Here is a 23,711-nt window from a genome sequence, read left to right on the forward strand (position 1 = left end):
AATTTAAAAACGATGAACAACATCTTAAAGGTAGCATTACGTCAACAGGCCATTTATATTCCGGCAACCGTCCTGAACGGCGCCACAGGAATGAATCCTGATACCGCCTTACTGGTAGCCAATATGGCCAAACTGGGATTTGGCGTGTCTGAGCCACTGTTGCGCGCACTGGAACAAACCGATGCTGCCTGGCAGACACAGATACTGGAGCAACTCCGGGACGTGATGGGTACAAAACTAAACTGGGCGCCGCTGGTAAAAAACTGGAGTGTGCCTACGGGAGAATCTCATGCTGATCATATCATCACCTATTTCACCAACTTACTGGGACTTACCGGTGGAACAAGGTTGGCCTGTGGTCACCTGATACCGCCTCATACCTTTCCGCTGGAACGTTATAATGGTTGCCCCTTCTGCGGTACACCGCTGGAAACCGCTGCCATAGAGCACTACGGACAAAATAAAAAACTGCGGGTACTTGAACTGTGGACACTGGCAGATGCGGAACAGTATCTGGAAAACCTGTTGGCATCCCGTACGGCGCTGGACGCCACGCAGCAGAGCAGTCTTCGCCGTTTGCTGGCGGAACTGCCTTTACCGGCAGGAAAGATCGCGATGCGTGAAACAGTGATCACCGTTATTGATATCCTGTTGAAACAGGGCCGTGCAGAAAAAGCACAGGCATTATTTAGCACGCCTACGGATATACTCCGTTACCTGTGGTTTAAACATACCGGTTTCCAGCAGCTGGTAGCGCCCAAAACTATTATAGCGCGAACAAAGCGTAACGGGGTTGAACGCCGTGCCACCAAAAAGAACGAAACCAGCAAAGCAGCTATCGCCGCCTCGCTGAAACTGAAATACCGCCGTGAAGATGCACAGATCGTCGCACGCTGGATCAACGGCCTGTCAATGGACGCCGCAAAAATTTGCGCCGATATGCATCCTAAAAGACAGATGTGGGTACGCTTCATCCGTGCCCTGCGCCTGCCGGAATATAGCAAGCGTGCCGGTTTTGAGCACCTGCATACCATCATGGACAAATTTTACCGTGGTGACTACGAAGTGTGGCAGGGACGGCTGGACCAGTTCCGGCTGCGTCACGATGCCTCCAGCACTTTTTACCTGTTGCAACAGCGCCCGGGATTATTTGCCCGTTCCCTGTTTGCCAATATGCTGTGGTTCGGACCGGAAGCTACCATTGATGCATTTTCAAAAGTAGCCGATAAAGTGCCTGCCCGGCTCCTGTTCACCCTTCAGATGTATGCTGGTTATTATTTCGATCACTATGCTACCCGTGTGGTGAAACCGTTGGGAGGTACTGCCAAACAGCTGCCGGCCAACAAAATGCTGAACATCTACACCGTAGAAGAGCTGGAACAGATGCAGCAGGCCGTGGCTAATCTGTGCCTGGAAGCCACCCGTAAACGTTTTGCCGCCATTGCAGCTGCCGGCCGTACTATGTTTATCGATCCGGCGCTGTATAAAATACCGCTGGCCATCGGTGACCGTAGCGAGCAAATACAGGACCTGCCCGCCGCCCTGATGGGAACACGTTTCCCGCTGCAGGGGAACAACATCCGCCTGTTCATGCAGTGGGGTAAAGGATTACCTGCCCAGCACCTGGATATGGACCTGAGCTGTCAGATCAGCTATGACGGCGTATCCGATTTCTGTTCCTATAGCCGGCTGCAAACCACCGGATGTAAGCATAGCGGTGATATCCGTTCTATCCCTAACCAAATAGGGACCGCGGAATATATAGAGCTGGACGTAGAACAACTGGCTGCCGCAGGCGCCCGTTATGTAACATTCACCTGTAACGCCTACTCCGTCGGAGGCCTGGTACCTGAAATGGTGGTTGGTTGGATGGATAGCCGTCATAAGATGAAAATATCTGAAAAAACAGGCGTAGCCTATGATCCGTCCTGTGTACAACACCAGGTACGTATCACCCGTGGCCTGGCCAAAGGACTGGTTTTCGGTGTGCTCGACGTGGCCGCCCGTAACATCATCTGGCTGGAAATGCCTTATGAAGGACAGGTAGTGCAGCAACTGAACGGTAACAACGTTACCGGCCTGCTGAAAAAGCTGGACCAGAAAATGACCATAGGGCAACTGCTGGAGATAAAAGCCACTGCACAACAACTGCAACTGGCCGATACCACCGATGCCGATGAGGTATACACCGCCCAATGGGCCATGGATACCGCCGCCGTGACACAATTGTTTGTTGATTAACCTTCGGGGCGCGATCCGCGCCCCGATTCACGTTTAAACCCCATCATGTACCCAGGGCTGAAGCCCTGGGCTACGTTGTGTTCAGGTTCTTTTACAGTTAAGGGCCGTTAGGTAGGTGAAGTTTTATGCTGTGCCAGGTTTTCATAGGACTAAAACCTCCGGATAACGTTGTTAGGCCATGTTACCTCGTTAACGATTGTGGTGTCATAGATATTCCGGATATTCCAACTATTGTCACCATTGCTTCCTATTATTTCTATTGCCTTTTGTATTCATCGTATCCATTTCTTCCATTGTAAACCCTTTAATCCTTGCAAACCTGAACAACAACGTAGCCCAGGGCTTCAGCCCTGGGACGTGATGAGGATGGAACGTGCGGGACGAAACGTCGATTGGAATACGATCGGGACGCAATTGGAACACGGCTCCTATTTCCGGAATTATCGTTATTTTCGGGCGGTCATGCATTTGATTAAAAACCTACTACTCCCCATATTGCTCTGTTGTAGTGTAACGGTTACTGCCCGACAGGCCCCATCTTCCGGCAACAGCACAGACACTACGGCCCCCAGGGGGCTGTATCAGCGCGTTCTCCATTATCTGGCACATACCAACGACGAGCGTAAACACAAAAATCTGGATCTCAGTTTCATCGGTGGCCCGGTTTACACACCAGAGACCAGCGCAGGCATCGCGGTGATGCTGGCCGCACAGTACCGGACAGACCCGGCTGACAGCCTGCTGCCCGTTTCCAATGTGGCCGTATACGGTTCTGTAGCGCTCACCGGTTTTTATGGTATTGGCATTAACAGCACTACCATCTTTCCGAAAGACCGCTTCCGTCTCATGTTGAAAGCCTCTTTCAGCTCACGCCCGGATAAATACTGGGGAATTGGCTACGATGCCGGTTCCGCCAAAAATGACTATACCGACTATCTGTTGCTGACAGAAAAGTTACAGGCCGACCTCGCGGTTAACATCAGCAACCGCTTTTATGCCGGCATCAGCACCCATGTGCAGAATTCACGGGCTAAAGATATAGATACCATCAGCGGCAAACCACTGATGCAGCCTAAGCAGGTTTTCGGTATGGGCGCCGGCCCTTTCGTGGTATATGATACCCGCGACTTTATTCCCAATCCCGCCCGCGGCATATATGCGCGGATAGGCTACCGCTTCTACCCTACCTTCCTCGGTAATAACACCAATTTCTCCAAACTGGAATTGCAATTTGATTGGTACAAACGCCTCTGGAAAGGCAGTATCCTCGCCATGGACTTTTATGCAGAAGAACACAGCGGCGACGTGCCCTGGAACCTGCTGGCACAGGCCGGCGGCTCCAACAGGTTACGCGGCTACTATGAAGGCCGGTACCGTGACCGTAACTATGTCTCCGGACAGGTGGAACTACGGCAACGCATATACCGCCGCAGCGGCGCCGTGGTATGGGTTGGCGGCGGCAACGTATTCCCCCGCTTCGATGCCCTCTCCTTCCGGCAAACACTCCTCAGCTATGGCATCGGCTATCGCTGGGAATTCAAAAACCGTGTGAACATCCGGCTGGACTACGGCCGCGGACAAGACCAGTCGGGCTTCTACTTCGGCATCAACGAAGTTTTCTGACCCTACCTGCCACGTCTATACGTTTTTTATTCCGTCAATTTTGTCCGCGTGTAACATTAAAACCTTTCCTTTGCGTTTTTAATATTCACAACGAGGGATAGATGAGAATTAATTTTAGGCTGCTGATCACCTATGCAGCCCTCCTGCTGATTGTTGCCTGTACCAAAGACGATATCCGGGAAACCGCTCCCGTTCAGCCTCCTGCACCGGCCGCCGACAACGACCACCTCCTGCTTGGCAACCCCACAGATGCTAAATCCAACCTGATTTTCCTGGAGAATTTCCTGATGAATCAAACCTACTTTGTGGAAGCATACAGCAAAAATGCCGGTATACCGGTGTGGGTAAGCTGGCACCTGCAATCAGAAGATTGTCCGGGTACCATTGACCGCGCTAATGACTTCAGGCCAGACCCCAGTCTGCCACAAGGCTGGTACCAGGTAAACGCCGGCAGCTATAACGGCAGCACTACGGGCTTCGACAGAGGCCATAACTGCCCTTCCGGCGACCGCAGCGCCGCTAAGGAAGCCAACAGCGCCACCTTTCTCATGACCAACATGATCCCGCAGGCCGCAGCCCTCAACCAGGTACCGTGGGCTAATATGGAAGATTTTATCCGTCAACAGGTAAAAGATGATAAGGAAGCTTTCATCGTCATGGGCACCTACGGCAAAGGTGGACGCGGTAAAGGCCAGACCGCCTTTGTGGAATCACTCGACAATGGCAACATCACCGTACCCGGACAAGTATGGAAAGTAGCAGTGATCATACCTAAAGGCGCCAACGACCTCGCGCGTATCAATGCCAATGCCACCGTTATCGCCGTGGACATGCCGAATGATAATGACCTGTACACCGGTACCGGTAAAGCCACTGCCTGGAAAAATTATCTCTGCACGGTAGAAACCCTGGAAGCCAAAGCCAAAGCGGCCGGCATACCGTTGAACCTCTTCCGGAACGTACCGGAAGGCATACGCGCACAACTCAAGAAAAAACAGTACAGCCTCTAACTGTCCAGCCAGCGGCGGAAGTCCGCACTACGCGAGTGGCTCACAAAAACGGCATCGTCTTTACAATGCTCCAGCAGGATGTGCGTGCGCCCGTTGGAATGCAGTCGTATCTGTTGGAGCGCTTTGATATGACAAAGATATTTCCGGTTGATCCGGAAGAAAGTCCGGGCAGACAATGTATCCGCCAGTTCATCAAGCGATTGGTCTGTCACGTTCATCTCCCCGTCAAACGTATATACGTAAACGTGTTTGTCCTGTGCTTTAATATAGGCGATATCGTTACAGTCAATACTTTTGATGCCGTTATGCGTACGGAACATCATCCGTTCCCGCGCACCGGCAGCAGGCGTTAAGGAGGCGATCAGTTTTTTCAGCTGGTCACCGGCTGTGTCCGGGGCCTGATGAAGCCGCAGCGATTCGTATTTGTCCAGCGCCGCAGCGAGTTCCGCTTCTTCAATAGGCTTCAGCAGGTAGTCGATACTATTCACTTTAAAAGCCCTGATCGCGTATTCATCATAAGCCGTTGTAAAAATCACGGGCACTTTCACTTCCGTCTGCTTAAAAATGGTGAAACAATCACCATCTGAGAGTTGGATATCCATCAGGATAATGTCCGGATGCGGATGATGAGTGAGCCATTGCACCGTTTCCTCAATACTTTCAGCCACAGGGCAGATGTGCCAGTCCGGGCGCAGTTTGCGGAGCATATTTACCAGCTGCCTTGCTGCAGCCGTCTCGTCTTCAACAATTAAAGCTATCATTTTTCGATGTTTAAATCCTCCATGCCGGGGAGCAGTGGAATGCCCACCCGCCAGGAGGTTTCATCAGATGTAATGTTTACGGTTTTACCGGTCAGCGGCTGATAACGGCCTACAATATTAGCCAGTCCAATACCCATGGAAGTGGCCCCTGACTGCCGGAGCTGAAGATTGTTCTCTACAAAAAGGTAATCGTCCGTAGAGTATATGCTGATATGCAACGGCCGCTGACGGGATATTTCATTGTGCTTGAGCGCATTTTCCAGCAGCATCAGCAGGCTGTGTGAAACAATTTGTTGGGACAGCACACTCCCCTTCACTGCCTTGTTGTAAATAAGCTTATCGCCGAACCGCTGCCCGCTGATGCCAAGGAAAGCATCTGCGATAGCCAGTTCTGTGGCCACCGTCACCGTACCATTGGTCTCCTGTGCCAGGGAATATCTCAGTATGCGGGAGAGATGTTTCACAAAGTCCACCGCCTGTCCTTCGTCTTCCCGGATCAGGGATGTAAGGGTATTTAATGCATTAAACAGAAAGTGGGGGTTGACCTGGTTCCTCAACAGGTCCAGCTGACTTTGCGCTAACCGCTGTTCCATTCTGGCGGTGGCTTCTATTCCCTGTTTCCAGTGGGCGATAAATTTACCCAATGTGGCAGCCAGCGTGATCGAGAGGAACAACATGGCTGAATACAGCATGTTCCGCACATAGCCTTGCCAGGCAGGATCGGGCGTATGAAAAATAAAGACCTCCAGTTTCATAAAACAGGCTATCAGTGCCGCCCCGAAACATGCCGACACCAGTATGAACACCATGAAACTCCTTTCGGTACGGGTATTCCAGTTCAGCACCTTCCGGAGAAAAATATCATTGAGTGCATTAAAGCCAATAAACCCAAAGGTGGTCATCAACAGCGTGGTCACAATTTCCGCTGTCAGATCGAATTTCTCCGGACTATACCCGGATAAATTATTGATGATATTGATGACCACCACGATGGTCAGTATAATACCGTATGATTTCAGTGCGGCTGCTATTTTTCCCATAAACGCCAACCCGTATTTTCAGGGGATGAAATTACTGTTTATTACCGATGTAGTCGTTATACTCCCGTATCACCGACTCAATGTTGTTGAAGCTATAGTCACCACCCGCCTGTATTTTCCGGACCAGCAGCGTATCTGCTTTGAGCCAGGGCGTCAATGAGGTGACAAACTCTTTGCGTTTTTTACCGATAAAACAATAACCGGTGGTATCCCCGCTCTTTCTCAGGAAATAGTTCACATATTTGCTGTTCATGAATACGCCGGCCCCCAGCGATGCCGGTCCGGGCGCAAACCTGCTGGCCATCGAAACATACCGCATGTATCCCACTTTCCCGGGTTTGAAGTACAGCCGGTACAACTGTAGCGGGCCATCTGTCACCTGCTCGGCAAACACTTTATCAAAATGGTAATGCCAGATGTGTGTTTTGATAGTCACATTATGAAGCGTAGAAAACGCGTGGTTCTCAAACGAAAAAGCCTGGCAGCTGGAAGCTTTTATTTTCCGGCTTTTATCTCCCAGCTGTTTTTTAAATTCGAAGGATTCCAATCCCATTTCTTTCATGGAGATGTACCCTTCCATTTTTTGCCCTGTACTATCAACGTAAAACCCTTTCAGGTATTTGCCGTTTCTCTGGGCGGCAGCGGTAAAAACAGTGAGCAGGCATAGCCCTGTCAGCCATAGGTTTCTATAGCAATAATTTTTCATACAGCATATTTTATGATATACTGCAAAGCACCTGAAAATAAAGGCAATTGGCTGGTGAAAGGCGATGAGTTTCCACACCCCGGTGATAAGTGACAGCGTTCTGCCGATGACTGCCGCTAAAAAGGGAGGATGTAAAAGGAAGGCAGGATCAGGCCCCTGGTTTGTTTTCCATCTGTTTGATGATATTATTGACTTCCACTTCCGTGGCCCGCAGTTTCTGTTGACAGAATTCTATCAATACGGAGGCGCGTTTTACTTTCTCCGCCAATACATCCACCGAAACGGTTTCGTTTTCTATTTCTTCCGCTATCTGTTGTAATTCGGTGTAGGCGGCTTCATATGTCAGTTCCTGGTTCATCATGTGGTGTTTTAGCGGTAACGGTGGCCTCCAGGGAAGCGTCGTGCAGCCTGATGGTGATGGGGCTGCCGGTTTCCACGGGGAGTGCGCTGTTAATAATTTTATCGCCTGCATATACGATAGCAAAACCACGCTTCAGTATATTGACAGGGCTCATCAGCTTGAATAAAGTATCGTAGTGGGCCAGCTGTCCGCGTCTGTTTTGCATATACAGGCGGTTGAACGAACGGATATTGGCCGTCATGTTCAGCAGGTCATTTTGTTTGCCGGCAATCACCGCCCGCGGCCTTGCCAGGATGGCGCCTGACAGCGTGAGCAGCTCCCGCTGGTGATGTTGCAATACAGACCGGGAACCATGCGATACCACATTGTGATAGTCGTGCAGCATTTCCCGCTGTCGGTGCAGGATAGTACGCGTTTGGTTGATCACAGCCGCATTCAGCTGGGACAGCGCCTGGTAGTGACTGGAAAAAAGTTGTTGCGCCCTGATCAGGATGGTATGTTGCAAGGCAGACACCCCATCTTCAAATGCCTTGTTATGGGCAATGATCAGTTCCGCCGCTTTGGTAGGCGTTTTCACAGGGCTATGTGCCATCATATCGGTGATAGTTTCATTTTTCTGGTGACCGATACCGGTGATGATGGGAATAGGGAATTTGGCGACGGCTCTTCCCAACAGGAAGGTGTCAAACAACAGGAAGTCTGTTTGCGCGCCGCCGCCGCGGATGATCACTACGGCATCGTAGGCCACGCCGCTGTTGTATACATCGATTAACCGTTGCTGTACCAGTTCGGCTTTCGACTCCCCCTGTACCACGGTGAAATAGGTATCTACCTGGAAAGCATACGCAAAACGGTTGTGTTCCAGCGTATGCCGAAAGTCCTGGAAGCCGGCGGAATTACCGGAGGTGATCACCGCCAGTTTCTGTATCACAGCAGGGAGGGACAATTGATTGTTGCGTGTGATGTAACGGTCGCCTACTTTGCGGATATAATCGGAACATTCTGCCAGCAGGCGCAGCAGGGTTTGTTGTTTCTGCTGTTCCAGCATACCGATAGTGAAGCTGGTGTCGATATCGAGCAGGGTGATTTGCAGGCCATGCACCTGGTGATAGTTGACCGACACTTTCACCAATACGTGTATGTCGTTTTTAAACTGCTGACCGGTCACATATTCAAACTCACGGATACGGATGGCCCCATTGCCCCAGGCCACCGCAGCCACTTTAGCCACGATGGCACTGGAGTTCGTGTCTTTCTCCACGAGGTCGAAATAATGATATCCTTTCTGTGCGTAAAAGGCATGATTGGTCACATCGGCCACTACCCAAAAGGTCTCTTCTCCAAATACGTTGGAGAGCGCCTGCTGGATTTTGCCGGTCAGCGCAGAAAGTTTGATGGTCTCAAATGCAGTCATGGTGGACTGTAAAGATAGGGAAAAGCGCTGGCATACAACGTGTCACATCACCTCAGTGCCGGTCTCAGTATACGCTCTATGGTAGCAGTTTTCAAGCCTTTGCCGATAAACACCAGCGTAGAGGAAGGCGGCGTATCGCCCCAGGGGCCGGCCGGAACAATCGTGAGATAGTTGCCGGTAGACTGCACCAGGTATTTCTCCGGGCTATCCTTTACCGCCACATAACCTTTGATGCGGTATAACTGGTCGGTATACACGTTAAAATTCAGTTCCAGTACAAATGCCAGCATCTGCAAATCAAACGGCTGCGGGGATTCAAACAGCACGTTATTGATTTTGTGCGGTGTTTTTTCGGCGGGCACTTCACAGGAGGCATCGCCGGCCGAAGGGGTTGCCACCGGCGCCGGCACCCGGCGTTCCTGTGGCAGCATGTTGGCCAGTGCCACCTGCCCATCGGCGGTAGTGGTGATATACGCCAGCGGGTTGACATTTTCCAGCAACGCCTGTAACCGTACCTGCTCGGGCACCGGCAGGTCTTTGGTTTTATTCAGCACGATCACATCCGCGCAGGACAGCTGTTTGCCTACTTCTGTGACCTCCCCGAGGCGGTCCTCCACGTTCTCCGCGTCGGCCACACAGATGGTGGACACCAGCTGAAAACGGGCTTTCACGTCCGGAAGACTGAACATGCCAATAATATTACCTGCATCCGCAATGCCGGTCGTTTCGATGAAAATCTGATCCGGCCGCTCTTCCAACCGCAATATGCCGCCCAGAACTTCCAGCAGTTCATTGTCGAGCGAGCAACAGATACAGCCTGCCGTCAGCTCATATATATTTTCAATCTGTGCCGCCACCAATGATGCGTCGATATTCACTTTGCCGAATTCGTTTTCGATGACGATGTTGCGGTAGTCCTGGCTCTGCTGCAACAGACTGTTGAGCAGGGTGGTTTTACCCGCACCGAGAAAACCGGTCAACAGGTATACTTTAATGGGTTTATCTTTTTGCATGTTTATCATGATAATATCTCAGAAAATAAATGCCGGCCGCTATCAGCGGTAAGCTCAGCAGCTGTCCCATATTGAGCAGGTATCCGTTTTCAAATGACTCCTGGTTTTCTTTCAGGAATTCTATGATAAAACGCGCACCAAATACCAGTATCAGGAAGAGACCGAAGAGGAAGCCCGGTTTTTGCACCAATTTACTTTTTTTATATAGGAAGATGAGCAGGCCGAAGATCACCATATAACAGAGCGCTTCATACAGCTGCGCCGGGTGCCGGGGCTGACCGTCTTCCCGCGCAAACACCACCGCCCACGGCAGGCTGGATGGTTTACCGATAATTTCGGCATTAAAGAAATTACCTATCCGCACAAAGGCACCTGCCAGTGGCACCACGATGGACAGCCTATCCAGCAGCCATAACAGCGATACCCCATAGCGGCGGGCAAACAACGCTACCGCCGCCAGTATGCCCACAGCTCCGCCGTGACTGGCCAGTCCCTGATAGCCTGTCCACAAAAAACGGCCGTTCTCCCACCGGAACGGCAATACGATTTCCGTCAGATGATAACGGAAATAATCCCATTCATAAAACAGGCAATGCCCCAGCCGGGCGCCTATGATAGTGCCCACTACCACGTACACCAGCAGACGGTCCAACAGCGCCCTGTCTTTTCCCTCCCGGTCGAAGACGTAGCGCATCACCACGTAGCTGAGCAGAAAGGCTATCATAAAGGCCACACTGTAGTAGCGAAGCGCAAAACCACCGATGCGGAATATCTCCGGTGAAGGATTCCAGATTAAATTATGCAACATTGTTGCAAACATAAACTAAATTCACGGATTTCGGGATTTTTTGATTTTGGAATTTCGGGGCTTAACAACCCGAAGAATGATATCTTGCTATAATAATTTAAAAACATAAAACCGCTAAGATCTACTCCCACAAATTCCAAAATCAAAAAATCACAAAATCCGTAAATCCAATATCCAAATATCCCAATACCCAAATAGCCAAATAATTCTATCTTTGGCGGCATGTCACTTTTTATCACGTCATTGAATTCGGGGAGCAACGGAAACTGTTACTACATCGGTAACGGACAGGAAGCAGTGTTGATTGACGCAGGTATTTCCTGCCGGGAAACAGAGAAGCGGATGGCCCGCCTCGGGTTATCGATGACGAAAGTGAAAGCCATTTTTATCTCCCACGAACATACGGACCATATCAAAGGGGTAACGGTGCTGGCGAAAAAGCACCAGTTGCCGGTATATATCACCCAAAGCACACTGGCTGGCGGCAATCTTGCGCTGCAAAGGGTCGTGTCTTTCGCGGCGTATCAACCGGTGCAGATCGGCGGTCTTACCGTCACTGCTTTCCCTAAATACCACGATGCCGTGGAACCACACAGCTTCATGGTGTCCGGCAACCAGGTCAATATCGGCGTATTTACAGATATCGGCGCTCCCTGCGAGCATGTGCTGAACCACTTCCGGCAATGCCATGCCGCTTTCCTGGAAGCAAATTACGACGAACAGATGCTGGAACAGGGCAGATATCCCTACTATCTTAAAAACCGTATCCGTGGCGGACATGGGCACCTGTCCAACCGGCAGGCACTGGAAATATTCACCCAGCACCGCCCATCGTTTATGACACACCTGCTGCTCTCCCACTTATCGCAGGATAATAACAATCCTCACCTGGTACAGGAAATGTTTGATCAGCATGCCAACGGCACGCAGATCATTGTCGCTTCCCGCCATGTGGAAACAGCCGTATTCCAGGTACACGCTACCAACTTTGTGGAAACTGTTGCAGCAACGCCGCAATAACATACACCAGCGGAATCGCTGCCAGGAAAGCGTATTTCCAGTATGCCTGTTTTTTACCGCGCAACAATCCCACCAAAATCACCACATCAGCAATCAGCAACAGCAGTAGCACCGGACTGAAGAAAAATGACATGAACACCAGTTCATCAAAGTAGTCCCATATATTCAGGGGATGGTAGGTGCGCTTCCAGATCCAGGGCTGGAGAAGATGTTCCGAAAGGTAGGCTTTAAAAGCAGCTTCGTTGGTGAACCGTTGCACCTTACAACCTTGTTCATGGATCACATAATACCTGCTGCCGTCTTCTCCGATAACATGGTTTTTGTAGAAATACCAGTTTTTCAGGGTGATGGGAGAATTTGTCGAATCACAATTCTCCCCGTAGAAAAAAGCCATCGCGGGAGCAGTCCCGTCATATTCCATTTTATTTCCTCCGGGAGTGGCTTCATTCCAGGCAGACAATCCTCCGGCATAGGTGGGGCAACTCAGCAGCAAACAGCCGCATAATAACAACAGATGTAAACAGTACTTCATTTTTTACAGAATAGCGTTAAAGATACAAATCCGCTGGCATACTTATGGTGGATGTTTTCCATAAAACCTGTCAGCTATGAACACAAACACAGCCACTGTAGAGACACTCAACGATCTCATCGGCATCAATAACGACCGTATTTCCGGTTATGAAAAGGCGCTAAAGGACAATAAAGGCAAAGATGCCGACCTGCGGGCGCTTTTCACGCATATGATCGACGAAAGCCGTACCATGCGTAACACACTGGGCAAAGAAGTACAGGGCCTCGGCGGAGAAATGGAAACAGGCACCACTACCGGCGGAAAGTTATACCGGGCCTGGATGGAGCTGAAAAGCGTATTTGGCGGTCATGACCGTCGTGCCATCCTTTCTGATTGTGAAACAGAAGAAGATGCAGCCATGCGCGCCTATTCGCAGGCCTTACAGGAAGAACACCTGCCGGCCTACCTGCGTGAGCTGCTGACACTGCAGCAGTCGACCCTGAAAACGGAGCACGACAAAATAAAAAGGATGCGTGACGCACAGGCATAGGTACCATCTGCGATATTAAGCCTTTTGACGCCAATACTTTAGCAGCGGGATTTTTTATCTTAGCAGTAGCATATCCCAAATTTGAAGCCGTTATGTTACTACTACTGAAAAACCTGCTCCGGCTGGCTGCGCATCTGCTCAAAGCCATCTGGCTGTTCTTTCCCGGGATTATCTTCCTCCTGCTGATCATCTTCATCTGCTGGTCGCTGGACCAGGGCAAAGACGTGATTGTTGCCTATACTGAAAACCACTACCGTGAACGCATCCTGTTTTTCCTTGCCATCGGGTTCTGGGTATACGTGAGCTGGTATTCCTCCCGGATCATCGCTTACATCAAACGTACCCGCCTGATTGCCGATGTGAAGGACGAAGCCATGATCACCGATGCGGCAGCCGCCAAGGCCTACAGCGATCACAATGAACGTTTTCCCATCAGCCAGTTTTTCCTGGATGAATTTCCGAGGGTATTGGGCCACTGCTGTTTCCTGCTGCTGGAACTGGCCATGCTGCAATCACCGGTGTTATACCACCCGTTCAACAGCACCGTTTGCTGGATTATTTTCGCTACGGTACTTACACTGCTGTATTTTCTCAACCGGCCCCTTAGCCGGCTGTCGATGCAGCCAGCCTTCCGGAAAGTGTTTATGGTGCTGCTGCTATCGTGGCTGGCCGCCACCATCGCCACCAGCTTCATACCACGTATCAGCATCCTGCTGCTGTTGGCGCTGCTGGTCCTGTTGCACGCCCTGTTCCTGCTGTATACCCATCTGCGGCGCGTGGAATTGGATATTTCTGCCAGGAAAAGCATGTTGCTCACCCATACTCCGCTGGACACTGTTATGCGCTACTTTTTTATTCCGCGTACAGAAAAAAGTTTCTTCCGCGGGTTTATTTTGATTGGATGCGCAGCGCTGGTCACCTATGTGGCCGCTATTTACAGCCTGGGTTTTGCGCGGCGACTGGGGCCATTCCCCTTTCTGTTGCTCGCATTCGGCATGTTGTTGTTATTTGGCAACATTGTCACCGCCTTGTCTGTCCGCTACCGTATCAGCTTCCATTTTATTTTTGTGGTCACCGCCCTGATTTTCGGGTTGAAGGAAACACATTACGTGAAACTGACCACCGCCAAAAACGGTAATCACTATGAATCCAGGCCGTCGCTGAACACCTATCTGCGGGCATGGCTGCGTACCCGTCCGATTATGGCCGACAGCAGCTACGATGTATACTTTGTGATGGCCAACGGCGGCGCTTCCCGCTCTGCCTACTGGACCGCGGCCGTACTCGGCGAAATTGAAGACGCCAGTATCCGCGAACATCCGCAGGACCGCTTCTCCCGGCACGTGTTCTGCCTCTCCGGCACCTCCGGCGGCGGCGTGGGCGTGGCGACCTTCTTTTCCATGCTGAGAGACAGATCGCACCAGCAGCCACTGTATGCCAAATCAGCCATGACCTACCTGAAACAGGACTACTTCAGTTATACTTTCACCCGGATGCTGGGACCTGATTTCTTCCGGTATATCATCCGTACGTCACGGGCGGGCGACAGGGCGGCCGCACTGGAAGAATCTTTCGAACGCAGTGCCGATGTGGCCGGCGATTCGTTATACCGCGTACCTTTCGATGCCGCACTGTCCACCTTCCCCGCCATGCGGGAAGACACCGTGTTCCTGCCGGTATTATGCATCAACACCACCCGTATGCAGGACGGTAATCCCGGGGTAGTCACCAACCTGCAAATGGATGCAGGCATCTTCAACAACCGGGTAGACGTGCTGGGTTTATTACGGAACGACTCCGATATCACCATCACCTCCGGCGCCATACTGGGCGCACGGTTCCCTTACCTGAGCCCCGCCGGCAGGATTCAGAACCAGTACTTTGTGGATGGTGGTTACTTTGACAATTCCGGCGCCGGGGTTATCCAGGAGATCATCCGCGGCATCATCAATATCGGGGAAGATGACAGACATCTGCATGGAGACAGCAGCCAGCTATATCAGCAGATCAGCCGCCTTCATTTCAAAGTGGTGCACATCACCAACAGTCCCGTTATACCCGGCGAAGAACACTTTCGCTCCGTGGCGCCGGTCAAAAACGATCTCTTCGCACCGGTGCTCACGATCGCCGGCGCCTATGGCATGCAGACTACGGTCAACGATAAACGGCTTTCCCACTATGTCAGCGATATCAACGATTACTATTACAAGAAAGCATCCTACATACAAATACCTTTGTATAAAGACAGCCTGGAGTGGCAGCAGGACCCATTAAGAAAAAGGTTCCCCAAAGGAGAACCTTCCTATACTATGAATTGGTTTATGTCAGATACTACTATCCGGAGAATTAATATACGATTGGCCAATAATCAGGCACTCACCGATTTTATCACCAGCATGAAATAAATCACAGGCAGATGATTCGGCATCCTATTTCACAGACATTCTGCGATAGCGTCTGTATCCCAGCCAGCCGAGTATTCCCATGATCACCAGCGGCCATATGTGTATAAAAAACAGGAACAGGTCACGCAGCAGGTTAGCGCCATCTACTACGGCTGTACGTACTTCTGTACCAAAGCCGGCGCGGGAAACATAATGTGGATTGATCAACGTTTCCGTGCTGGCAGCCTGCGACTGGAACAGTTCTACTGTAAAGGTGGCATAGGCTACATCATCCAGCAGCTTCAGGTTGGAGATACTTCTGTCTACTTTGGTTTCTTCCTGCTGATCTTCATATTTCGCTATGTCCAGTGTGGTGGTCTTTTTATCGGCCACCACTTTGGCGGTATGCTGACCTGTCTTTTTATTTTTCAATGCATTGGCCAGGTAGTTCAACGTATAGTCCTGGTCTGTTTTTGTCCGGTAATCAATAAACACTGCCATGGAAGTAAGTGTGCTCACCACTGAATCCAGGCTGGCCACAGGCACCCGTAATGTGAGATTGGCCGTAGGTGTGTACAACTGCATTCTTTTCAGTGAGTCCGCAGTATAAGGCAGATCATATTGTCCAGCATACTGATTCTTCATTGTGCTTTCCACTACAATGCCCTGTACGGAAGAGACTACCTGTTCCATACGGGTAGAAGCATGGAACACGTCCGTTACGCGGCAACGTACATCGGCCGTACGCACGCGTTTGCGGGAAGAGGAAGTTAACGCGGACACATCAGCGGGGAAGTCAGTGGAATCTGCCGACGCTACATATTGGCCGGCATTTTTGTCCGCCGCAGGAGCAGCAGCTTCATCGTGATAACCAGGTTTACTACAGGCTGCGAGGACAACAGCGGGAATAACTAAATAACGGATTGGTATACGCATAAGGGGCATTTTTCCGTTTATACCAACAACCGGGAAAAGGTAACCTTGCAGAAATGTTAAAAAAATCACAACCGGAAAAAACAGAGAAATAAAGTTATCTTTCATTAATGAAAAAAATTTTCAACCTTATCGCCACCAGCTTGGGTATACTGATGTTGGGCGCCTGCAGTGAACAAAAAGACTATGGGCCCTTTACAGTCATCACCAGCAAACAACGGTATAACAACTGGGATACGGGAAGTAAAAACACAGCCTACAATTACCGCATCCGTTATAAAGGACGTAATATCTCACCAGCAGACGTCACCAACCGGTCCAACGAATCCGGCTACTACATTGGGGTACAGCCGCTGGACAGCCTGCCCGGCAAGTTACTGGTACACATTGCACAAACATTCAATTTTCCGGTGTACCTGATTGAAGAACAACAAGGAAAACCACGCTACTGGTTTCTCTACAACAACGGCAACCAGGTCCCTTATCAACTGTTGCAGGGCCGGTACCTGGTGTATGAAAAAGAATTCACACCTGAAGAAGGGTATTTTCAAAATATCATTTTTGATCTGGCGGCAGACAAACAACAACCTTACCGCATGCCGGTATCTTCCGCGGCATATGATGTATCTCCCGACCAGCGTGCCATTGCGGCGATCAGTGGTTTCTTCGACAAAGACAGCTGCCGGATCAATACTATCTCACTATCAGATAACAGCATTACCAGTGAGCCGCTGCCTTTCGCACTGCAACAGCTTTTTCGCGAAAAGCTCAATGACCGTATGACTGCCACTGAGCGCAAAGCTTTATTTGACCGCTATTTCCAATGGAAAGAACAAAACGGCCAATACCGTGCTGTACGCAAACCTTAGTCAATCCGCGAAGGACTTACCCCAAAATGTTTGCTGAATTCTTTACTGAAATGCTGTACAGTCGTATATCCCGCTTCATAGGCCACCGCCGTTACCGATAACTCCTTTTTCTTCAGCAGCTGCCATGCCAGCTCCAAACGATGCTCTCTCAGATAACCGAATACACTGTTGTTAAATACTTTCCTGAAGCCTGCTTTCAGTTTAAATTCATTGAGGCCCGTTTGCCGCGCCAGTTGGCCCAGTGAAGGAGGATGATGAATATCGGTCAACAAACATTCCCGTGCTGCATGTATTTTTCGTATATCCGTTTCAGATAGTTTTATATTTGTCTTTGTCATCTGCTGCTTTAATTCCTGTTGTTCGCAACGGAGCAGCAGCAGTTCCAGTGCTTTGGTTTGCAGGTACAGGTCTTTCATCGTGCCCTGAAAGCGGCAGGTATTAATGTCGTGTAAGACGCATTGCATCTGCCGGGTAACAGGCAGATTCTCTTTATGTTCCCATTCTTTTCCGGCCACCATATTATCAGCCACCTGGTATAGTACAGGCCCTGCATGTTCCGCCAGTTGCAGGAAACGTTCAGGTGCGAATCCGATCAGCAGCAACTGCAGGTTCTGTTGTTGATAGAAAACGCTGGTTTGTGGATTATACGGATTCCGGAAGAAGTTATGCTGCCCCTGGGCGAAGCTGTGCGTAACCCGGCTGTCATGGCCTGTAGCCGCGATTTTTCCCTGCTGAACAAACACCATTCCGGGAATAGGCGCGTCCGGTCCGCTGGTGACATACAGATCTTCCCGTACGTTAATATTACAATGCGCCACGTGTATGCCGTCGTAGTAGTGCTGCTGTAAATCGATGTCCCAGAAAGGCAGCCGTAGTTGTCTTTCTGTTGTCTGCATTACTTCCGGCAGCCGCATGCTGTTCTGCTCTACATATAGTATATCTCCGGTGTTGTTCCTGAAAGTATTCGCCATAAAAAATCCGTTTAGCGTAAAAGTCTATCCGTTTGCCGCAACACGATGCTGTGTAATTGTTGTCTTTTTGTGTTGGGCAGCGGTCGTGGTACCGACACTTCAGCGGGCAGTTACCCTGCGCGGTGACGCTGCTTTAACTTTTTTTTAACCAATGAATATGAAATACAGGACATCTCCTGACGGTTTAGCGTGGTTCATTTATTTTCTGTTATACCGGGTGATGCGCTATCGCTATACGGAGGTGATACAGAATCTGTCGCGTTCCTTTCCGGAGAAATCGTATGGGGAGATCAAGCGGATAGCCGTGGATTTTTACCGGCATTTCAGCCGGCTTTTCGCAGAGATACCGGTGTTGATGATGGTGCCGCGGCGCCGTATCCGTCAGCGGTTGGTGCTGCGTAATTCCTGGCTGATCGAGGAGTATGAGGCACAGGGGCGGCCGGTAATTATTATGCTGGGACATTATGGTAATTGGGAATGTATGTCGTTGTTGCCGCCCTTGTTGCGCTGTCCGGTATATGCGGTATTCAAACCGCTGAGCAACCGCTTTTTCGACCGGCTGATGAAGCGGGTACGTTCCCGCTTTGGGCTGCGGATGTTGGCGATGGACGAGGCTCCCCGCCATTTGCTGCATCACAGCGTGCCCGGGGCTTACATCTTTATCGCCGACCAGTCTGCGCCACATAGCAAACATGTAGTGGATTTTCTGCATCAGCCTACACGGGTGATCACCGGTGCAGAGCGGCTGGCCAAAGCGGTGGATGCTGCGGTGGTATATGCCGTCATTCATAGGCGGAAAACCCGCCAGTGGGAGATCTCATTTTCTTTAATCACAGATCAACCCGCTGCCATGGCGCCTTTTGAGATCACCCGGATTTTTAACGCCCGCCTGGAAAAGGACATCCGCCAGTCGCCCGCCTACTGGCTGTGGACCCACCGGCGCTGGAAAACAAACCTACGCTCATGAATACACTATTTTTTATGCTTGCCTGCCTGGTTTTGGCAGGCCTGGCTTTTGTACTGATGCTGGCAGCATTGCTGTACCTTGTTATGATACAACATCAGGATAGCCCACAATAAAAAAGCTGCTGGCTTCCGGCGGGGGATAGTCCTCCGCTGGCAGCCAGCAGCTTTTTAAATATAATATACAGCGTTATTTTACCAGTTTCACCCGTACCGCGTTGGGGCCTTTGTGTCCCATTTCCACTTCAAAAGTGACTTTGGAATTTTCCCGCACCCGGTCCAGCAACCCATTGATATGCACGAAGATGCTTTCCTGTGTTCGCTGGTCTTTGATAAAGCCGTAACCTTTGGATTCATTGAAGAAAGTGACTGTTCCTGTACGGATCAGGCTGACAGGTTCTCCTTCTGCCTGCCGCGCCACGCCAATCTGAATGTCTTCCAGGTTGACTTCTTTCTTTCTGCTGGGGTCAGGAGGCGTAGAGGTGATGTTACCATCCTCATCGATGTAGGCCATCATGTCTTCCAGACTTTTGCCTTTTTTACTGTTCGCCTGTCTTTCCTCTTTTTTCTCCTGTTTTTCCTTCTGTTTTTGCAGTTTTCTTTTTTCTACTTCTTTTTTACTGAGATTTTCCTTTTTACCGGAGTTTTCTGATGACTTATTCATAATTTTTCATTTGCCGGTAAATGGTTTCCCGTTCAGTTTTTTAAAGGTTGCATTTACCTTCCTCGAAGATACAAAAAAATTGCATACTACCACACATCTCAAAGACGCTATCAGCAAAGGTTTCATGATAACCGTAAAATCCGGAAAAACGCATGAAATATAAACATATATATTAACCAGCCCCGGGAGACCCAAAAGCGGGTGTGTTTACATCAGGATACCCCATTCGTCGTCCCGCTCCGGATAGTCTTTGAACTTCTCCTCTCCGCCCCTGTCTTTCCAGTCGGAATCGATGACCAGCTTGGAGCTGATACCGCCGCGGGGGTTGCATACGAGGGTCAGCCGCAGCCTGTCGGGCTGATAAGCTTCCGTCATATGATCATATATAATGTTGATCAGGCGTTCGTAGGACACGATGATATCCCGGAGGTGATAAACATAATGCTTCAGCGATTTCAGTTCGATGATTTTACCTTTTGGATAGAAAGTAATGTACAGTTTAGCGAAATCCGGCTGTTCATGTACCCCGAGAAAAGTGAATTCAGGTACTTTTATTTTCATTTCATATTTCTCTTTCGATGGGTTGGGCAGCCCCTTCAGGATAGTTTTATCTATCTGCTGGTACAGTTTTTTTGTCATAATGGTTGATTAAACAATTTTTTTATAGGTTGATGATTAGATCCCCGCAAGGATGCTTTTAAATACGTCCAATTGCTCACCGCAGTCCGGGCAGCGGGCCGTGCCGAACAGGTAAGGCCAGTGGGTCTTTAGGGTGCGCATGTCCAGCTGCGAGCCGAAATGGTAGCCCCAGGCGTAACTGTTGGCGTCTGTGATGGTAACGCCATCCCAGGCCGGCGTTTGGTCCGGGTGAGGTGTAATCAGCGTACCCTCCTGTTCCTTGTGAAATACGGGGTCTTCCCGGAAAAAAACCAGCTGGTCCCCTTTGGGCCATACAAAAGTATCCGTGCCGCAGGATTCACAATGCGCCATATACTCCTCTCCTCCATAATAGCGGATAAAAACGCGGGCAAAGGCACGTTGTCCGTGAGCCACGGCCATGGCCGCGAAGAAATAGTTCCGGTCGCTTTCTTCCATATGGTCCCGGGCTTCGGGCAACAGGGCTGCACACAACGCAGGCAGCTGCTGCAGGGCCTGCAGGTAGTCATTGTAAATACCGCGTACCTGCTCCGGTGTGAGCTGGGTATTATCCCGGTATTCCGCCGGGATGGTATTCTGCAGGGGCTCATTGGCATCTTCTGCGATCAGCACCGCCAGGCTGCAGAGGATATCTGCCTGCATTTCCGGATCGGCGCCGTTGGCCACCAGCTCCAGCAGATGGGGAATAGCCGCGAAAGTATTTTCGTACAGGGTATCCTGATGGTAGATCCGCTCCCAGATAATTTCATCCAGCAACTCTTTGGAGTAGGCAGACTTTAATTCAGCAATGGCTTCGGGCAGATTTTCATCGATACCGTATGGACCGCCTAGGAACTGCCAGGCCCTGTCATCGAGTGTTAACATGGGGGCAAGATACACATCTCCCTAAAAAAGAAAAACAGGGAGAGCAACATCATTTTGTAAATACCGGCTGTTTGTATTATTTTCATACCACGCTCCTGTTATATCAACAAGACCACTTTTGGACCACGGTAATGAAAAACAATGGTTGCTCGCCGTTGCCAGCGGCGATGAACGCAGCTTCCGGCTGCTGGTACAACAATACTGGCCGCAGGTGTATGGTACCGCATTACGCCTTACCCGCTCACCCGAACAAGCCAAAGACCTCTCGCAGGATATCTTCCTGAAACTGTGGAACAACCGCCAGAAACTTTCCGAGGTAGACAATGCCGGCACCTTTATTTATGTGTGCGCCCGCAACCTGATCATGGACTTCCTGTCCAGGAAAGTGCTGCGTACCGACAACCTGGATATGCTGACCGGCCATTTGCAGGCCGACCCGCTTCCCGACGCACAGGCCCGGCTGGAATACCGGGACCTGGAGAGCATTCTCCACAAGGCGATCGAACACCTGCCCGCCAAAGTGAAGGAGGTGTTTATCCTTCACCGCTTTCAGGGGCTCAGTCATCCGCAGATTGCCCGGCAGCTGAATATCTCGGTGGTCAGCTCCCAAACCTATATCGTCAGGGCCCTGCGCAGCATCCGCGAATACCTTGAGCGCCATCCGGAGCGGATTTTCACGTTATTGGTGCTCCTGATCGCATTTTCTTAAAATATTTTTTCGTTTCACTGTCTTACCCTGTTCCTGTTTTCCGTCCTTTATCATAAGAGGGAAAACAGATGACCTTAAACCAGCATCCGCATGTCTGACACATCATTTGAAGCACTGTTCAAAGGTTATATGAACGGCACGCTCAATGCATCCGAGATACACCGTTTCCGCCAGATGGCCATGGAACGGGAGAATAAGGCCATGCTTTCCCACCTGCTGGAAGAAGCTTTCAGCAACCCTGCCTATGTTGAGGCCGCCGACTACGACCCGGCGGAAATGGCGGATGAAATACTGCTGAAAGCACGGCAGCAGGATGCACAATTGTCGATGCTCCCACCAACACGCAAACCACCTGCCTTCCGGCCCTGGTTCAAATACGCCGCGGCGGCCGCCATCTTCGGCCTCCTGTTGGCCGGTACCTGGAAATTTGCATCCCGGCATAAACACACTGCCGCTGCTTTCGCAGCCGGTAAACCGGTCAAACCCGGCACCGCACAGCCTGTGCTGATACTCGGTGACGGCTCCCGCGTATCACTCGACAGTATCGCCAACGGCACCATCGCACAACAAGGCAACGCCCGCATCGTTAAACTCGCCAACGGACAAGTAGCCTACCAGTTGGCCGAAGGCAACAGCAACAACGTCCTGTACAACACCATGCAAACACCGCATGGCTGCATGTACCAGCTCACCCTGCCCGATGGCTCACGGGTATGGCTCAACGCCGCCTCGTCCATCCGGTACCCCACCACCTTCGCAGCGAACAACCGCCATGTGGAAGTGACAGGTGAGGCCTACTTCGATATCACCAAAGATGACCGCAAACCATTTACCGTTACGGTCAACAAACTGGATATACAAGTGCTGGGCACTGCCTTCAACGTGATGGCCTACCCGGATGAAAATGCCATCCGGACCACCCTCGTACAAGGCGCTGTCAATGTCATCAACGGAACAGAGAAACGGCTGTTGCATCCCGGCGAACAAGCCACCATAGCACCTGCCGGCGGCCCGTTCCACATCAGCCAACCCAACCTGGAAGAAACCCTCAGCTGGAAAAACGGCGAGTTCTATTTCCGGGATACCAATATCCGCAGCATCATGCGGGAAGTAGCCCGCTGGTATAACGTGGAAGTCAGATATGAAGGCGATATGGACAATATCTCTCTTTCCGGGATCGTATCCAGGAATGAAGAGATCACCCAGCTGCTGAAAGCACTGGAGATGACAAAAATGGTGCGGTTTCGTGTAAACGGCAACGTTGTTTTCGTCTGCCCGGGGCCCCAGGGCTGAAGCCCTGGGCTACGATGTTGTTCAGGCTGTTGATTGGCAGGGGTTGGCCAGAAATGGAATATTTTCCCCGATTGATCAGATTGGATATCGGTGACCCAAACAGGATGTTTCTACAGGCTGGTCGGATTGGGGTATAGCCTAACAAAACGCAATATTTATTTGATAAAAAAACAATCGATTTAAATATAAAAGTGTACACCGCTAATCAACATCAAACCACTAACACAAACCAAAATCAAACAATTCGTACAAACTAAAAATCAACATTTAGACAATTAGCAACAACAACTAATAGTAAAGCCAGAACAAACACCACTCTTCTTCCGCTAAACCATTTTTAATC

23 protein-coding genes are annotated in these 23,711 nt (G+C 50.4%); 10 read left to right on the forward strand and 13 right to left on the reverse strand.

Annotation, left to right across the window (positions count from 1 at the left end):
- Positions 1-12: 12 nt before the first annotated feature.
- The 3 genes from HHL17_RS25500 to HHL17_RS25510 all read left to right on the forward strand — a co-directional run bounded on the left by HHL17_RS25500 (position 13) and on the right by HHL17_RS25510 (position 4,874).
- A complete protein-coding gene (locus HHL17_RS25500; RefSeq protein ID WP_169227669.1) occupies positions 13-2,241 on the forward strand; it encodes a hypothetical protein in 2,229 nt (742 codons plus the stop codon).
- A 462-nt stretch (positions 2,242-2,703) separates the two neighbouring features.
- Entirely contained in the window at positions 2,704-3,864 is a 1,161-nt protein-coding gene (locus HHL17_RS25505; RefSeq protein WP_169227670.1) for a BamA/TamA family outer membrane protein, read from the forward strand.
- A gap of 101 nt (positions 3,865-3,965) precedes the next feature.
- Positions 3,966-4,874, forward strand: a complete 909-nt coding sequence (locus HHL17_RS25510; RefSeq protein WP_169227671.1) for a DNA/RNA non-specific endonuclease — start codon at positions 3,966-3,968, stop codon at positions 4,872-4,874.
- On the opposite strand, the gene HHL17_RS25515 is transcribed toward HHL17_RS25510, so the two are convergent.
- The 7 genes from HHL17_RS25515 to lgt all read right to left on the reverse strand — a co-directional run bounded on the left by HHL17_RS25515 (position 4,871) and on the right by lgt (position 10,977).
- Positions 4,871-5,635, reverse strand: a complete 765-nt coding sequence (locus HHL17_RS25515) for a LytR/AlgR family response regulator transcription factor (protein ID WP_169227672.1) — start codon at positions 5,633-5,635, stop codon at positions 4,871-4,873. The two genes, HHL17_RS25510 and HHL17_RS25515, sit on opposite strands and share 4 nt — an antisense overlap.
- A complete protein-coding gene (locus tag HHL17_RS25520) occupies positions 5,632-6,675 on the reverse strand; it encodes a sensor histidine kinase (protein ID WP_169227673.1) in 1,044 nt (347 codons plus the stop codon). Before HHL17_RS25520 ends, HHL17_RS25515 begins: the two co-directional genes overlap by 4 nt.
- 31 nt (positions 6,676-6,706) lie before the next feature.
- On the reverse strand, positions 6,707-7,381 hold the full coding sequence (locus tag HHL17_RS25525) for a hypothetical protein (protein ID WP_169227674.1): 675 nt from the start codon (positions 7,379-7,381) through the stop codon (positions 6,707-6,709).
- Positions 7,382-7,529: 148 nt separating this feature from the next.
- Positions 7,530-7,742 carry an exodeoxyribonuclease VII small subunit gene (xseB, locus tag HHL17_RS25530; RefSeq protein WP_240975965.1) on the reverse strand — a complete coding sequence of 71 codons (213 nt, stop codon included), beginning with the start codon at positions 7,740-7,742 and terminating at the stop codon, positions 7,530-7,532.
- A complete protein-coding gene (xseA, locus tag HHL17_RS25535) occupies positions 7,717-9,156 on the reverse strand; it encodes an exodeoxyribonuclease VII large subunit (protein ID WP_169227675.1) in 1,440 nt (479 codons plus the stop codon). Before xseA ends, xseB begins: the two co-directional genes overlap by 26 nt.
- 47 nt (positions 9,157-9,203) lie before the next feature.
- Positions 9,204-10,169, reverse strand: a complete 966-nt coding sequence (locus tag HHL17_RS25540; protein WP_169227676.1) for a CobW family GTP-binding protein — start codon at positions 10,167-10,169, stop codon at positions 9,204-9,206.
- Positions 10,156-10,977, reverse strand: coding sequence for a prolipoprotein diacylglyceryl transferase (gene lgt, locus HHL17_RS25545; RefSeq protein WP_169227677.1), 822 nt, complete (start codon positions 10,975-10,977; stop codon positions 10,156-10,158). Before lgt ends, HHL17_RS25540 begins: the two co-directional genes overlap by 14 nt.
- A gap of 222 nt (positions 10,978-11,199) precedes the next feature.
- On the opposite strand from lgt, the gene HHL17_RS25550 reads away from it, so the two are divergent.
- The gene (locus HHL17_RS25550; RefSeq protein ID WP_169227678.1) at positions 11,200-11,997 is read left to right on the forward strand and encodes an MBL fold metallo-hydrolase; all 798 of its coding nucleotides are present in this window, start codon (positions 11,200-11,202) and stop codon (positions 11,995-11,997) included.
- Here the strand turns inward: HHL17_RS25550 and HHL17_RS25555 are convergent.
- Positions 11,957-12,529: a hypothetical protein gene (locus HHL17_RS25555; protein ID WP_169227679.1), complete on the reverse strand. Its 573-nt coding sequence runs from the start codon at positions 12,527-12,529 to the stop codon at positions 11,957-11,959. The genes HHL17_RS25550 and HHL17_RS25555 overlap by 41 nt on opposite strands.
- Before the next feature lie 76 nt (positions 12,530-12,605).
- Here HHL17_RS25555 and HHL17_RS25560 point away from each other — a divergent pair, with 76 nt between their 5' ends.
- Both HHL17_RS25560 and HHL17_RS25565 read left to right on the forward strand, forming a co-directional pair.
- A complete protein-coding gene (locus HHL17_RS25560) occupies positions 12,606-13,061 on the forward strand; it encodes a PA2169 family four-helix-bundle protein (protein WP_169227680.1) in 456 nt (151 codons plus the stop codon).
- Between the two features lie 92 nt (positions 13,062-13,153).
- A complete protein-coding gene (locus tag HHL17_RS25565) occupies positions 13,154-15,466 on the forward strand; it encodes a patatin-like phospholipase family protein (protein ID WP_169227681.1) in 2,313 nt (770 codons plus the stop codon).
- A gap of 24 nt (positions 15,467-15,490) precedes the next feature.
- Here HHL17_RS25565 and HHL17_RS25570 read toward each other — a convergent pair whose 3' ends face one another.
- Entirely contained in the window at positions 15,491-16,381 is an 891-nt protein-coding gene (locus HHL17_RS25570) for a DUF4349 domain-containing protein (protein WP_169227682.1), read from the reverse strand.
- Positions 16,382-16,488: 107 nt separating this feature from the next.
- Here HHL17_RS25570 and HHL17_RS25575 point away from each other — a divergent pair, with 107 nt between their 5' ends.
- Entirely contained in the window at positions 16,489-17,247 is a 759-nt protein-coding gene (locus tag HHL17_RS25575; protein WP_169227683.1) for a hypothetical protein, read from the forward strand.
- Here HHL17_RS25575 and HHL17_RS25580 read toward each other — a convergent pair.
- A complete protein-coding gene (locus tag HHL17_RS25580; protein ID WP_169227684.1) occupies positions 17,244-18,218 on the reverse strand; it encodes a helix-turn-helix transcriptional regulator in 975 nt (324 codons plus the stop codon). The genes HHL17_RS25575 and HHL17_RS25580 overlap by 4 nt on opposite strands.
- A 157-nt stretch (positions 18,219-18,375) precedes the next feature.
- Here HHL17_RS25580 and HHL17_RS25585 point away from each other — a divergent pair, with 157 nt between their 5' ends.
- Positions 18,376-19,185 carry a lysophospholipid acyltransferase family protein gene (locus HHL17_RS25585; RefSeq protein ID WP_169227685.1) on the forward strand — a complete coding sequence of 270 codons (810 nt, stop codon included), beginning with the start codon at positions 18,376-18,378 and terminating at the stop codon, positions 19,183-19,185.
- 186 nt (positions 19,186-19,371) lie between these two features.
- Here the strand turns inward: HHL17_RS25585 and HHL17_RS25590 are convergent, their stop codons facing one another.
- The 3 genes from HHL17_RS25590 to HHL17_RS25600 form a co-directional block, all read right to left on the reverse strand.
- Positions 19,372-19,845, reverse strand: a complete 474-nt coding sequence (locus HHL17_RS25590) for a cold-shock protein (RefSeq protein ID WP_169227686.1) — start codon at positions 19,843-19,845, stop codon at positions 19,372-19,374.
- A 207-nt stretch (positions 19,846-20,052) separates the two neighbouring features.
- The gene (locus tag HHL17_RS25595) at positions 20,053-20,484 is read right to left on the reverse strand and encodes a preQ(1) synthase (RefSeq protein ID WP_169227687.1); all 432 of its coding nucleotides are present in this window, start codon (positions 20,482-20,484) and stop codon (positions 20,053-20,055) included.
- Between the two features lie 36 nt (positions 20,485-20,520).
- Positions 20,521-21,366: a hypothetical protein gene (locus HHL17_RS25600; protein WP_169227688.1), complete on the reverse strand. Its 846-nt coding sequence runs from the start codon at positions 21,364-21,366 to the stop codon at positions 20,521-20,523.
- 118 nt (positions 21,367-21,484) lie between these two features.
- Here HHL17_RS25600 and HHL17_RS25605 point away from each other — a divergent pair, with 118 nt between their 5' ends.
- Both HHL17_RS25605 and HHL17_RS25610 read left to right on the forward strand, forming a co-directional pair.
- Complete coding sequence (locus HHL17_RS25605) at positions 21,485-22,075, forward strand: RNA polymerase sigma factor (protein WP_169227689.1); 591 nt, start codon at positions 21,485-21,487, stop codon at positions 22,073-22,075.
- A gap of 90 nt (positions 22,076-22,165) precedes the next feature.
- Positions 22,166-23,368 (forward strand): FecR family protein, encoded by a 1,203-nt coding sequence (locus HHL17_RS25610; RefSeq protein ID WP_169227690.1) that lies wholly within the window; start codon positions 22,166-22,168, stop codon positions 23,366-23,368.
- Positions 23,369-23,711 lie beyond the last annotated feature (343 nt).

Origin of the sequence: Chitinophaga fulva (genome assembly GCF_012927205.1) — a bacterium.
Lineage (GTDB): Bacteria > Bacteroidota > Bacteroidia > Chitinophagales > Chitinophagaceae > Chitinophaga > Chitinophaga fulva.

Bases quoted from the DNA above. Each gene is read 5' to 3' on its own strand.
- HHL17_RS25565 (WP_169227681.1), top strand. From the start codon at position 13,154: ATGTTACTACTACTGAAAAACCTGCTCCGGCTGGCTGCGCATCTGCTC.
- HHL17_RS25575 (WP_169227683.1), top strand. From the start codon at position 16,489: ATGAAAAAAATTTTCAACCTTATCGCCACCAGCTTGGGTATACTGATG.
- HHL17_RS25540 (WP_169227676.1), bottom strand. From the start codon at position 10,169: ATGCAAAAAGATAAACCCATTAAAGTATACCTGTTGACCGGTTTTCTC.
- HHL17_RS25515 (WP_169227672.1), bottom strand. From the start codon at position 5,635: ATGATAGCTTTAATTGTTGAAGACGAGACGGCTGCAGCAAGGCAGCTG.
- HHL17_RS25555 (WP_169227679.1), bottom strand. From the start codon at position 12,529: ATGAAGTACTGTTTACATCTGTTGTTATTATGCGGCTGTTTGCTGCTG.
- HHL17_RS25560 (WP_169227680.1), top strand. From the start codon at position 12,606: ATGAACACAAACACAGCCACTGTAGAGACACTCAACGATCTCATCGGC.
- HHL17_RS25585 (WP_169227685.1), top strand. From the start codon at position 18,376: ATGAAATACAGGACATCTCCTGACGGTTTAGCGTGGTTCATTTATTTT.
- lgt (WP_169227677.1), bottom strand. From the start codon at position 10,977: ATGTTGCATAATTTAATCTGGAATCCTTCACCGGAGATATTCCGCATC.
- HHL17_RS25595 (WP_169227687.1), bottom strand. From the start codon at position 20,484: ATGACAAAAAAACTGTACCAGCAGATAGATAAAACTATCCTGAAGGGG.
- xseB (WP_240975965.1), bottom strand. From the start codon at position 7,742: ATGATGAACCAGGAACTGACATATGAAGCCGCCTACACCGAATTACAA.
- HHL17_RS25580 (WP_169227684.1), bottom strand. From the start codon at position 18,218: ATGGCGAATACTTTCAGGAACAACACCGGAGATATACTATATGTAGAG.
- HHL17_RS25550 (WP_169227678.1), top strand. From the start codon at position 11,200: ATGTCACTTTTTATCACGTCATTGAATTCGGGGAGCAACGGAAACTGT.
- HHL17_RS25600 (WP_169227688.1), bottom strand. From the start codon at position 21,366: ATGTTAACACTCGATGACAGGGCCTGGCAGTTCCTAGGCGGTCCATAC.
- HHL17_RS25570 (WP_169227682.1), bottom strand. From the start codon at position 16,381: ATGCGTATACCAATCCGTTATTTAGTTATTCCCGCTGTTGTCCTCGCA.
- xseA (WP_169227675.1), bottom strand. From the start codon at position 9,156: ATGACTGCATTTGAGACCATCAAACTTTCTGCGCTGACCGGCAAAATC.
- HHL17_RS25510 (WP_169227671.1), top strand. From the start codon at position 3,966: ATGAGAATTAATTTTAGGCTGCTGATCACCTATGCAGCCCTCCTGCTG.
- HHL17_RS25520 (WP_169227673.1), bottom strand. From the start codon at position 6,675: ATGGGAAAAATAGCAGCCGCACTGAAATCATACGGTATTATACTGACC.
- HHL17_RS25590 (WP_169227686.1), bottom strand. From the start codon at position 19,845: ATGAATAAGTCATCAGAAAACTCCGGTAAAAAGGAAAATCTCAGTAAA.
- HHL17_RS25500 (WP_169227669.1), top strand. From the start codon at position 13: ATGAACAACATCTTAAAGGTAGCATTACGTCAACAGGCCATTTATATT.
- HHL17_RS25610 (WP_169227690.1), top strand. From the start codon at position 22,166: ATGTCTGACACATCATTTGAAGCACTGTTCAAAGGTTATATGAACGGC.
- HHL17_RS25525 (WP_169227674.1), bottom strand. From the start codon at position 7,381: ATGAAAAATTATTGCTATAGAAACCTATGGCTGACAGGGCTATGCCTG.
- HHL17_RS25505 (WP_169227670.1), top strand. From the start codon at position 2,704: ATGCATTTGATTAAAAACCTACTACTCCCCATATTGCTCTGTTGTAGT.